Source organism: Martinezella sp. CNPSo 3795, assembly GCF_057784475.1.
The window spans coordinates 16,196-27,594 of the sequence record NZ_JBXSOQ010000020.1; the positions used below are offsets into that span (position 1 = coordinate 16,196).

The 11,399-nt window shown below is 58.4% G+C and carries 9 protein-coding genes; 6 read left to right on the top strand and 3 right to left on the bottom strand.

Annotated elements, in window-relative coordinates; genetic code table 11:
* Window positions 1–508: 508 nt before the first annotated feature.
* Window positions 509–1,420, top strand: coding sequence for a nucleotidyltransferase and HEPN domain-containing protein (locus tag AC13QY_RS30835; RefSeq protein ID WP_488494456.1), 912 nt, complete (start codon window positions 509–511; stop codon window positions 1,418–1,420).
* 384 nt (window positions 1,421–1,804) lie between these two features.
* Here the strand turns inward: AC13QY_RS30835 and traA are convergent, their stop codons facing one another.
* The gene (gene traA / locus AC13QY_RS30840; RefSeq protein ID WP_488494457.1) at window positions 1,805–5,089 is read right to left on the bottom strand and encodes a Ti-type conjugative transfer relaxase TraA; all 3,285 of its coding nucleotides are present in this window, start codon (window positions 5,087–5,089) and stop codon (window positions 1,805–1,807) included.
* 260 nt (window positions 5,090–5,349) lie between these two features.
* On the opposite strand from traA, the gene AC13QY_RS30845 reads away from it, so the two are divergent.
* Window positions 5,350–5,643, top strand: coding sequence for a mobilization protein (locus tag AC13QY_RS30845; protein ID WP_488494458.1), 294 nt, complete (start codon window positions 5,350–5,352; stop codon window positions 5,641–5,643).
* On the top strand, window positions 5,640–7,214 hold the full coding sequence (locus tag AC13QY_RS30850; RefSeq protein WP_488494459.1) for a type IV secretory system conjugative DNA transfer family protein: 1,575 nt from the start codon (window positions 5,640–5,642) through the stop codon (window positions 7,212–7,214). Before AC13QY_RS30845 ends, AC13QY_RS30850 begins: the two co-directional genes overlap by 4 nt.
* 84 nt (window positions 7,215–7,298) lie before the next feature.
* On the opposite strand, the gene AC13QY_RS30855 is transcribed toward AC13QY_RS30850, so the two are convergent.
* Window positions 7,299–7,571 carry a hypothetical protein gene (locus AC13QY_RS30855; RefSeq protein WP_488494460.1) on the bottom strand — a complete coding sequence of 91 codons (273 nt, stop codon included), beginning with the start codon at window positions 7,569–7,571 and terminating at the stop codon, window positions 7,299–7,301.
* Window positions 7,572–7,736: 165 nt separating this feature from the next.
* Window positions 7,737–7,970 carry a helix-turn-helix domain-containing protein gene (locus AC13QY_RS30860; RefSeq protein ID WP_488494488.1) on the bottom strand — a complete coding sequence of 78 codons (234 nt, stop codon included), beginning with the start codon at window positions 7,968–7,970 and terminating at the stop codon, window positions 7,737–7,739.
* Between the two features lie 140 nt (window positions 7,971–8,110).
* Between AC13QY_RS30860 and AC13QY_RS30865 the strand changes: the two genes are divergently transcribed.
* The 3 genes from AC13QY_RS30865 (at window position 8,111) to AC13QY_RS30875 (ending at window position 11,383) form a co-directional block, all read left to right on the top strand.
* The gene (locus tag AC13QY_RS30865) at window positions 8,111–9,271 is read left to right on the top strand and encodes a hypothetical protein (protein WP_488494461.1); all 1,161 of its coding nucleotides are present in this window, start codon (window positions 8,111–8,113) and stop codon (window positions 9,269–9,271) included.
* 188 nt (window positions 9,272–9,459) lie between these two features.
* Complete coding sequence (locus AC13QY_RS30870) at window positions 9,460–10,155, top strand: hypothetical protein (protein WP_488494462.1); 696 nt, start codon at window positions 9,460–9,462, stop codon at window positions 10,153–10,155.
* Window positions 10,156–10,813: 658 nt separating this feature from the next.
* Window positions 10,814–11,383: a hypothetical protein gene (locus AC13QY_RS30875; protein WP_488494463.1), complete on the top strand. Its 570-nt coding sequence runs from the start codon at window positions 10,814–10,816 to the stop codon at window positions 11,381–11,383.
* Window positions 11,384–11,399: the final 16 nt, after the last annotated feature.

Sequence of the window (11,399 nt, forward strand, 5' to 3'; positions counted from 1 at the left end):
ACCGCTACCAAGGAATTTCAGACGGATAGCTTTTGTAACCACAGGGTCGTCGGTTCGACTCCCTTTACATCAACGGATCTGACTTCGTTGACTGCCGGCAGTGATCTTTTAAAAGTGGCGATGCAGCCTAGTGCCGGACGACTACTTTGCGCCTTCATGCACGAACCCGCGCCGGAGCGGCGCCTGCAAGTCCTTCGCCAATACAGAAGCAAAGGTCTCCCGCTCATCCAGGAGCGCGGCGTTTGCCGGATAGCTTGGCTTCAGCCGCAAGCTTCTGGCGATTCCAGCTCATCGCCCAAAATGTCGATGTGTTCGTTTTTCCTGTCCGGCTCAGTTCCGCGTGGAAACCAACACCCCATTCCATGGAAGCGGAATCCGGCTAGCGGAGTCAGACCCGTATGACCGTCAATCGCGCATGTTTCGGATTCCCAATGCAACTTTACCTATGCTAGACTCCCGAATAGAAGCCAGACCGAGAACCCTCAAATGCAGTCCGTCGAACCCGCATATGATGAAATCGTCCATTGATCGCATGCCGCCTCGCAAGCAGCGTGAGCTGGAAAGGGTCCTGGAAATCCTGCATGAGGAGTTCGAGGACGCGCTGAAGGAAGGCACCGCCGATTTCAAGAAGCGCGGACGAATCCTCAAGATCATCCTGTTCGGGTCTTATGCGAAGGGCAGCTGGGTGGACGAACCCTTCACCATGAAGGGCTATCGTTCGGATTTCGATCTTCTGATCATCGTCAACAATCGCAAGCTCTGTGAATTTGCGGATTATTGGTACAAGGCCGCCGATCGGCTGATCCATGACAAGACGATCGAGACACCGGTAAGCTTCATCGTTCACTCCCGGCGTGAGGTGAACACCTATCTGAAGGAAGGGCAGTATTTCTTTTCCGACATTCGCAAGGAAGGCATCGTCCTTTACGAGCTGGATGACGAACCCCTCGCTGAACCCGGTGTGCTATCTTCGCAGGACAGGCTGGCAGTTGCTAAGGGACATTTTTCTTCCCGTAGCAGGCTCGCAAAACAGTTTCTGGACGGAGCCGCGTTTCACATGTCTCGCGGCAATATCGACGTCGCCGCCTTTGATATTCATCAATCGTTGGAACAGGCATATTCCTGTGTTTTGCTCACGCTGACAAATTACGGTCCTGCGTCCCACAATCTCAAGTTCCTGCGCTCGCTGGCGGAGGGGCAGGATCGTCAACTGGCGGAAGCCTTTCCCCGCGATCAGCACCGGGAGAGAGCATGGTTCAACACTATCAACGAAGCCTACGTAAAGGCGCGCTATTCCAAGCACTACGAGATCAGCGAGGAGGCCCTTCACTGGCTCGCAGAGCGGACAGCGGTCCTGATCGATCTGGTGAACACCGTGTGCTCCGAGCACATACAGAAGCTGAATGATGGTCTCCCATAAGGCGGCCGCAAGCTGCGTGCGAAGCGCCCTTATTCGCATTTTACTTTTGGCAGCATCTTCGGATGAGGCGTCTGCACCTCATTGATTCCTGAGTTGAAGGGAAGATTGCAGGCTTCACCGACGACTCACAACCGGCAGCCGCCTCTGCAGGCATTGTTGTCTCGATTTCGGGATTGAATTTGTATTTGCGACCGATCCATTCTGTGGCTGAGAACTTATTGACGAATCTGCGATATCGCCATCTGGAATGGCTCGCGACGAGATGCAAAGGTGGATGAAATCTCGACAAAAATGAACACCGACCCCTCCTCGCTTGCAACAGGGGCGGGATAACCGGAGCCAAATGGCCTGGTGCCTTAACCCGGGACACCCACTTGCTAGCAACTACATCCCCAATCCCAGCCCCTTGTTCAGGGTGCGCTTCAACTCGTATTGACGCGATAGCTCCGCCCTGAGCGCTCGGTCGGTTATACGAGCGACAGCCTCGATGCGATGAAGCTTATCGGCAACCTCCGGCCCAAGCCGCAGGTTCCCTTTCTTCAACTCGCGCGGATCGGAGCTGCCGAACCGTTGCTCGAGCGCCTGGACGATCGTCTTCGCCTCATGGAGGGCCTGTCGTCCTTCCGGCGTGCCGGACAGTTGCTCAAGGAACTTCGGCTTATCGGCCTGAGAGAGGGCATCGAACTGCTTCAGCAGCACCTCGCTGCGGTTGGTCAGCCCTGGCACCTCGACAACATCGCGCTTCTCCCGGTGCCAGGTTTCGGATTGGCGCTCCGCCTCCAGCCGGCGCTCCCAGGTGAGACCTGCGGCCGCGACATGATTGCTCAGTGCGACGGCGTGGTACCTCGCGGCCTTGCGCTGCCTGTTCTCACCCAACAGGCCCACCTTTCCAGACAGCTCACCGAACTGCTCGGGACGCACCGCAACAGCTTTGGCAAGCACCTCGCGGCCCATCCCTTTGTCCACGATCACCGCTCTGATCCTCTCGGCGGCGCCGACGGGATCCGTATAGACATGGCGGCCAACCGAACGCACCACGTCCATGGCATCCTGCAGGTACGGCTTTGCTCTTTCACGGGCTATGTCCTCGACACTTTGGGAATATCCCGCAATCGCCGGCACGAGTGGTGCCACCGTTTCGAGCTGCGTCTCCCCTACCCGCTTGGTCTGCTCCGGTGGTGCCGACATCTGCGCCTGCGTCGATGGCGCAAGATCGACGGCAATCTCGCTGCGAACGCCGAACGCCTCGGCAATCCCCCGCCGCTCGGCAAAGGCATTGATGTAATCGAGCGTCGTTTCCTTGGCGCCGGACCGGCTCATACTGGCGCTGAGCATTTCCATGTTCTTGAGCTCGTCCGAAGCCGCATAAAGCTTCACGCCGTCGCGATGACGCGTCATGGCCACATAGGTCAGATGCCGGTCCATGCTGGCGGACGCCATGACGAACGCCCGGTCGACGGTCGCTCCTTGAGACTTATGGATCGTCGTCGCGTAGCCATGATCAAAGGCTTGGTAACGATGAACGGGTATGGATAGAACAGGGGCACCGTTCCGCCCCTCGCCAGGGCCGTCGAGACGTATATGGATTGCGTCCGCCTCGACGGCATCAACCGTTCCCAACATGCCATTCTTCACACCGAGATCGCGATTGTTCTCCAACAGAAGGATACGATCGCCGGGTGCAAAGGCGCGCTTGCCGTCATTGGTCCGATAGACCAGTTCGCGGCCGAGCTTTTCGGGGTCCCGGTTGTCCTTGGCCGCACCCTCGCCTGCGCCAGACGCCAACAGTCCACGCTCCTGAAGCGCGGCACGAATATCGGCGTTAACAGCCCGAACGTCAGCGCGGCGATGCGCCAATGCGATGCGAGAGCCCGACGGATGCTGTTCCAGATCTGCCAGGTAGTCGCGCACCAATGCGGCCCGTGTCTCGTCCCTGTCAGCACCGAACTGAACCCCACCCCGATCGGCATAGGCGGCCAGTCCCTCGACCGTTCGATGGGTGGCAAACGCAATCGACGCATGGCGCTGCCAATCCTCCTTCTGTCGGCGGATTTCCGAGAGCTCGACCGCACCTACCTGCTCGGCAATCGCCCTGAACGGTGAGCCGGCGCCGATCGCCTGCAGCTGCTCGTGATCGCCGACGAGCACCAGCTTTACACCGCGCGCCTCCGCTTCCGCGACGAACCGGGCCAGTTGTCGACTGCCAACCATGCCGGCTTCATCGATGACCAGGATGTCGCCCTTTCCGAGCTGTCCCTTCCCTGCCTGCCAGCCGTACTCCCACGAGGCCAATGTGCGCGAGGCGATGCCGGAGGATTCTTCCAATCCCTCCGCCGCCTTGCCGGCGAGTGCGGCCCCATGAACGCGGTAGCCCTGGCGCTCCCAGGCATCGCGCGCGGCCGCCAGCATCGTCGACTTACCCGCCCCCGCAAACCCGATCACGACAGCGATCTGCTGCGCACCGGTGACATGCTGAATCGCCAGGCGCTGCTCCTCGCTCAAGCCCGACCGCTCGATCGCTCGCTCTCGATCGGCAAGCAGCATCGCGCCGCGTTCAACTTTTCCTGAAAGCGAGGACGCGGTCCTTGCCCGGATGGCGCTGTCCTGTAGGATTATGGCCTGATCGACATGATGTCGATCAACACCATGGCCGAGAGCGCTCGCCATTTTCGATGCTCTCTCGGCCATGGCATGTTCGATCTCGACCATCTCTCGCGTCGAGTAACGCGCCAACTCGCCGTCTCGCTCGGGCTGCAGTTCGACCAACGCCGGCGACGCCATCACCGCGGCAAACGCATTGCGGAATGCCTGCGCATCGTCGTCGATATAGCGATGCAACGCACGAGCGACATCATGACGATCGAACACGCTCTTCTCAGCCGTGATGATCGTCAGCACCTGCTCCGGCTTCTCGCGGATCAGCGCGGCGTTTCGCTGTGCTGCCCGCTCTTCCAGACGCCTGCGCGACACATCCAGCCCACGCCGATCCATCTGCGAGGCATGGACACCCATATGCTCGGTCGGCTCGATCTCAAGCCCGCGCTCCAGATGCGAGCGATGGTCGATCCGCACCTCAAGACCGGCGCGCACCAGATGGCGATTGGCATGATGCTCCCAGGCCTGACGAATGTCGCGAAGCTGCATGTGCGAGGTGGGCTGATCGTTGTTCAACAGCCACTTGTTCTCGCGCTCGATCAGCGTCTTCTCGCCAAGCCCTGTCTCACCCACGATCCGCGTCGTCATCAACAGATGGGCATGGACGTTGCGGATGTCCCCTTCCCCTTGCGGCTGGTGAATGGCAAAGTCGACCGCGGCGCCATAACGGTTCGCAAGATCGCGCGCGAAGTCGCGCGTCAGCGAAAGCCGTTGCTCCGCATTGAGCTCATGCGGAAGCGCGATCTCGAACTCACGCGCCACCCGTGCATCCTTGCGCACCTCGGCGCGCTCGACGGCATTCCAAAGGCTGGATCGATCGCGCGCCCAATCGGCTGCGACACCTTCCGGTAGCACGATCTCCGCATGGTCGACACCTTGCTTGCGGGTGAAGTCGTGCACCAGGCCATCGCGCTCATTGGTGAGTTTGACGGCCGCACGATAGGCGGCGGATGCAACCGCGCTGCGGCCGCCGCTACGGGCTATCGTCTTCATGCTGCAATGATAAATCGCCAAGCACAATTTCCCGTTTGGAAATGCAGCATAGCAAACGCCGAGTTGTCCCACAACTCGTAAGTGCGCCCTTGGACTTCTGTTCGCTTCGCTCACGTCACTCCGGGATCAGGCCAGGCGCACCATCCCCCATATATTCAGGGTTGTTGCAGACGCAACGCCGTGTAGTCTTGTGAGTGAGCCGGAAAACAATGCATCACCCCAACGGCAATCTTTGTTCGCCTTCAGAACAGTTCGGCAGACAGCCGACATGAAAGGATAACATGGCGCGCAAAACCCTGGAACAACGCATTGCCGAACTGGAGGTTCGCAAGAAGACGCTGCAGGCGCGCCTTGGTAAACGGGAGCGCGCCGAAGACACGCGGCGCAAGGTGCTGCTCGGGGCGCTCGTGCTGCATCGGCTGGAGAATTCCAACGATGCCGACTTCACCCGGCGCCTGGGCGACTGGTTGCGTCGCGAGCTACCCGGCTTCCTCACCCGCGATGGTGACAAAGCCCTGTTCGACGACATCCTCAAGCCGGCCTCCTCGTCTGAACCGATGGGCGGCGGTGAATGACGTTCACACGGATGCTGAAACTGACTGTCAAGGCGCCGGTCATGGCCCTCGGATGCGCGATCATCGGCGTTCTGCTTGCGGGACTGCTCGTGCTTGCCAATGGTCTCGTCCATCTGGTTGCCGGGATCGAGCATGGGCCAGCCAGCCAGCTCTTCATTGCCGGCGCCAAATATCTGCCGGTTCTATTTGGTGTCGGAGGTTTCCTCTCGGCCTTCATGACGGATGCTCAGATCACTGCCGTATTCGGCTCTGCCCGCTGGGCAACGGCGAAAGAGTTGCAGACGCTCTCCGCCACCGATCACGGCCTGCTGATCGGCCGGGATCCGGTGACAACTAAGCTGCTGCGCTATGACGGACCGGCGCATCTGCTGACGATGGCGCCGACACGAACCGGCAAGGGCGTCGGCACCATCATTCCCAATTTGCTGACCGCCGAGCGTTCGGTGATCTGCATCGATCCGAAGGGAGAGAATGCCAAGGTCACCGGTCGTGCTCGAGCGCAATTCGGGCCGGTCCATATCCTCGATCCGTTCGGCGTGACGGGACAAAGATCCGCCGCCTTCAATCCCCTCGATACGCTCGATCCGGATGGCCTCGACGTCGCCGAAGACGCAAGCACGCTTGCCGACGCCCTCGTCTTCGATGAACCTGGCATGGCCGGCGAAGCGCATTGGAACGAGGAGGCCAAGGCGCTCATTGCCGGGCTGATCCTCGCGATTGCCGTTGGGGAATCTCCCGGGCGCCGACACCTCGGAACGCTGCGTGAATATCTGACGTTTCCACCGGAACGGTTCAGCACGCTGCTCGCCGTCATGCAGGAGATGGAAGAGGTGAACGGTCTGATTGCCCGCGCCGCCAATCGACATCTCGGCAAGTCCGATCGCGAGGCGGCCGGCGTGCTTTCGGCTGCCCAACGTCATACCCATTTCCTCGACAGTCCACGCATGATGGTCGCGCTCGGCCGCTCGGATTTCCGCTTTGCCGATCTCAAGCGCAACAACGCAACGGTGTTCCTGGTCTTGCCGCCGGATCGGCTTTCCACCTATTCGAGATGGCTGCGGTTGCTGGTCACCCAAAGCCTCACCGACATGGCGCGTGATCCCGCCTCCCCTGCCCGGCCCGTGCTCTACCTGCTCGACGAATTCGCCGCTCTTGGCCATCTCGCTCCCGTTGAACGCGCCATGGGTCTCATGGCCGGCTATGGCGTTCAGCTCTGGCCGATCCTCCAGGACATCCATCAGCTACGCGCCACCTATGGCAAGCGCGCCGGCACCTTCCTGTCGAATGCCGCTGTGCTTCAAGTCTTCGGGGTCAATGATATCGACACCGCTGAGCTCATCACCCGCTCGATTGGCAAAACCGACGCGCAGTACATCACCCGGTCGTGGAGCGAGGGCAAGAATTCCTCGTCGGAACACATCTCGGCACGTGATCTCATCAACGCCGATGAGATCCTGCGCCTGCCGGACGACAAGATGATTGTGCTGAGACAGGGGCAGCGGCCGGCATGGGTCAAGAAGTTGCGGTATTATGCCGATGCGGAATTCGAAGGGACGTTCGATCCTGCGTGAACGGTCTCCGGAAGGTCGACGCCCCGTCACAGGCAGGTTCGCAGGACCTCCTACAAGCCACCCTCACGATGCAAATCGCTCTTCCTAAGCTTCGCGGTGCGCCGCAACCGACCTTATGGGGAACATGTCTTCCCCATAATGGTGAAGGCGCGTGTGATGGCGCCGGCAGAGCCAACGAACTTGCAATGGGTGTTCGTACTGATCGTGATGGGCGTCGACCGCTTCAATGCCGCAGACCTCGCAGACACCTTTTTCCAGCTGTCCGGTCTTCAAGGCTCTCTGGACCGCCAGATGGGCGTCGTATTTTGCCGGATTTGCCCGACGCCAATCCGCTTGTCGTGTCTCGCTCTCGATCATGATGTTGGTCCGGTCATGGTGTTTCGAGCATACGTTGGTGAAGGCCATGCCAGCGGCGGTTTGCGGAGGACTCGACAGCACTTGCGGTGGACAGTCGGCTTATCTTTGCGGTAGTCGGCGACTAATCTTCGAGAGATATCCAGGGCCAAAGCCGCCTCCTGATTATCATTGTGATTTTGGCCTAGAGAACCGAACGCCGACGCCACCACCGTTTTCGGGGATAAATTCGATACCTGCCTTCTCGAAGGCAACTTGGATAGCTTCAACGGTTGAAGCCCGAAGCTGTTCACCTCGTTCTAACCTGGCGATTGTATCGGGAGATACGTGCGCGAATTTGGCCAAATCGCGAGTTCCCCATCCCAGCGCCGCGCGCGCCATTTTGCACTGAATCGGAATCATTTCGTAACACCGATACGATTTTGTATTGAAGTCTGCTGCATTGGCGGATATCGTATCCATGTTACGATTTCATCGTTCCACCGCTCCTGGTTGGCCCACCACAAGCGGCACGACCAAAATCCATAAGTGAGGCTCGGATCATGGCTGATTCTGAGAATAGCAGAACTTTGCCTGCAATTACGCCTAGAAAAAAGCACTCAGTGAGCGGCGCCACCGAAATCTTACCGCGCTTGATCGACCGCCGGAACCTGCTTCCCGTCGCGGCGCGCCTGCTGAGCGCACTGATCGCGGAATCCCGGCAACCCAGGCAGAGTGGTCCGACGCCCGTCAGAGAAATGTGGCCTCGCTGGTATGCATGCCACCAGCAGCACATGAGGGTCATCCGTCTTAGGGAACAGCTGGAGGCGGAATTGTTCGAAGAGGCCGACGGTCTTCCGGTCGTTATGCTTCCGAATGTCGAAAAGGATGGTGTCGTCGAGGTTCGCTCTTTTGCCGACCTCAATCGGATGGCCTCTCAGCTCGATGCCGAACACCTGTCTCAGGCGCGCGCCGAGCTTCGTCGGCGCCGGAAACGGTGGAAAGAGGCGGATGAGCGTTTGGGATACAGTGCGATCGTTGCCCAAGAACAAGAACTCGCGGAACGGGCTGGGATCTCCGGGCGCGTCATGTGGATCACACGGCCCTCTTCGCTGATCGAAGTCACCGCCAAGCTCCACTGCCTGATCGTCACGCACGATCCCGGCCTGAAGCTCGAAGACGCACCTTGGCCCGAACTGCGGACGATGCTGAAGGATCTCCTTCGCCTGACGGACAACGCCCGGCCGAAACCAGGCAATGGACCTGCATATCTCGGCAAGGCAGCGGACGTGCGAGGCATTCTAGATTTGGCGGCCCGATACCGAGACGCCGCCAAAACGCTTGGCGAGGGCTTGTCGAAGCCCAACCACCTTCCACGACGTCTTCTGGCTCTCCATTCGATTGATCTCTATCTGGATGCTCTTCTGCTTGCTAACGGGCTTGATCGCGAGACAATCCGCGGCTTTGAGCGCGATTTTAACAAGCGGACCCGCATCGCGATGGATATCGGCCTGGTTCTGCGCAAGCGTACAGCGGCGCATTTGGCAACTCTCTCATCAAGCAGAGAGTATCAAGTTGTCAGTTGTGGGCCGGAGACGAAGGCTACGCTCTCACAGATGAATCGAGTTATGGCAACTCTGGATGAAGTCTCGCTAAAAGTACGAAAGATGTTGAGAGGCTGCACGGTAGCTGACGATGGCACGGCTAGTGCGCGAAGTCTTTAGAACCGGCTCTATCCTAATCTGGGATGTGCCAATCAAATGCCAACGGGATGATTTTGGCGCCAAGTCATCGACATCCACTTCATCTGTTCTATGCGAAAACCAACATCGCCGGGGCTATCGACATTACGCCGATTGCCGCATAACTTCCGGAAATCAGCCTCGAGCAACTTGAGGGTGAGGTTAGCAAAATGCGCAAGATTTTGAAGAGAGTTACGCGATTTTTTCTATATGCCCTGACGGCGGCGATGATTTCGATAGCTCTTGCACGGGCAGTTCCATTATCTGGCGATTACTCTGATCAACAAAAATCCGCGGCAATGTCCGTTGAACGAGCGCGCCATCGTATCCATGCGCTTGGCGAGCGCTGCATCAGTCACGACAATAGCGATTACACGTTGCGCTTCCTTCTGCATTTGACGGCGATTGACAACATGGACGTGACCTTACCCGCAGATAAGATACTTGCCACACTCACTCCCGCGCTGAAGGAACAATTGGCGCAGCAACTGCGGCCGGAAGTAGATCCGTTGGAAGGGAACGTCGCTATTTGCGAGTCCTTCAAGGCAGATTTACGTCAGGGACGGCTCGACTACGCATATACCAACCCAGAGCAGTCAAAAATACTGAGAGATATTTTCTCGGCCGACGAAACAATGCGCATTTCCAAGCGCGATCAAGATATAAAAGCTGGATGCCTGAAAAACATGTACAACAACGGCGCCCGCGCGTTCGACGAGACGCTTGGACAATGTGAGTGCATGCTAAAAGTGATCAAGCGCGGTGCCAGTGATCCGCAGATCGACTCGTGGCTCGCTTCGTTAGACAAGACGCCGCCGTGGTGGGCCGAGGTGGTGAGAGATATCATGCAATGTCAACCGAGATGAGACCGGCCGACATTGCACAAAGGTGCTCATTTGCTCCGGTGACGCTGGGATCGCTGATCGGCTTTCTTAGATTTTCGGCCGGGAGGCTTGGACGTGCCTAGTCTTTTGCAACTCGCCCAATCAGCAGAATTCGCTCGAAAACAGAGCCCTTGATTCCGTTGACCAGAATAAGCTCTAGCGGACCATTTTGCACTCGCGAAGGGATTGATCCCGCCGGATGACCACGCTTCCCACCCCCGCCCCGAGGTACCTTTGGGCGGGCAGCCGAACATGAAGTTGTTATGCGACGGAAAGTTTTCCCACATATTTGGGGGTACTGCACCGGTGAGAAGCGCTTTTGATCCTTGACGCAAAGATGATTCCCCGTGCAATCTTGTGTTGAAATAAATGCAATGCCAGCTCGCTTTGCCGTACTACCGGCGCCTAGCATTCCCATCTGAACACACTACATGGAGACAATCTTGGCTAAAGGACCGACTTTCACAATGGACGGCCGTGGCCCGCGGCAGCCCGAAGTTATCACCAAAGGCGCAGGCCCGCGCCAGCCTACGATGACGAGTGTCAACCCTGGATCTGGCGCCGGCGCCGGTCCAGGCCCTCGTCAGCCATCGCCCTCGAAGCCAGCCGCACCAATTGGACCGAAAAAATGAGGTAAGACATGGACCGGGATTTGGTGCGATTCAATGCCCTTCGAAATGCGCTTTATCACACGTCTCGGAGGCTTACGCTTGACCGCTGGAATCGCTGGTTCAATTTCCTTGTCATTTTGTTAGGCGCCCAAGCCGTCGGGAAGTTCATGCTTATCTTCCACGTTGACGTGTCAGAAGGCGTAGTCGGCGCTCTTGTGGCAGCGGTCGGTGCGGCGCAGCTTGTGTTTGATTTCGGTGGGAAAGCCCGAGACCACCAAGCTTTGCAGAGGGACTATTATCATCTTCTGGCGGAGGTCGAGGAAACCCCAGAGCCGTCCGCGGCTGAGATTGCGCGCTGGTGGGGACAGATGAGTAGAATTGCCGGTGATGAGCCGCCGATACTTCGCGCCCTTGATTCCAAGGCATATAATGATGCGATGGGTGCCACCGAACTCTATCCAGCAAGCCAGAGAATTTTCATTCCTTGGTGGCATCGCATTCTCGGGCAGGTTTGGTCGTACGAGGGTTATGACTACAAGAAACTGTTCGAACTGCCTGAGGGGCATCCTGGACGCAGGAGGATTCAGGACTTAGCTTGATCTTGCACCGCTCTTA

Excerpts from the sequence above, each read along its gene's own strand:
- AC13QY_RS30835 (WP_488494456.1), top strand. The coding sequence starts at position 509 with ATGATGAAATCGTCCATTGATCGCATGCCGCCTCGCAAGCAGCGTGAG.
- AC13QY_RS30845 (WP_488494458.1), top strand. The coding sequence starts at position 5,350 with ATGGCGCGCAAAACCCTGGAACAACGCATTGCCGAACTGGAGGTTCGC.
- AC13QY_RS30850 (WP_488494459.1), top strand. The coding sequence starts at position 5,640 with ATGACGTTCACACGGATGCTGAAACTGACTGTCAAGGCGCCGGTCATG.
- AC13QY_RS30855 (WP_488494460.1), bottom strand. The coding sequence starts at position 7,571 with ATGATCGAGAGCGAGACACGACAAGCGGATTGGCGTCGGGCAAATCCG.
- AC13QY_RS30860 (WP_488494488.1), bottom strand. The coding sequence starts at position 7,970 with ATGATTCCGATTCAGTGCAAAATGGCGCGCGCGGCGCTGGGATGGGGA.
- AC13QY_RS30865 (WP_488494461.1), top strand. The coding sequence starts at position 8,111 with ATGGCTGATTCTGAGAATAGCAGAACTTTGCCTGCAATTACGCCTAGA.
- AC13QY_RS30870 (WP_488494462.1), top strand. The coding sequence starts at position 9,460 with ATGCGCAAGATTTTGAAGAGAGTTACGCGATTTTTTCTATATGCCCTG.
- AC13QY_RS30875 (WP_488494463.1), top strand. The coding sequence starts at position 10,814 with ATGGACCGGGATTTGGTGCGATTCAATGCCCTTCGAAATGCGCTTTAT.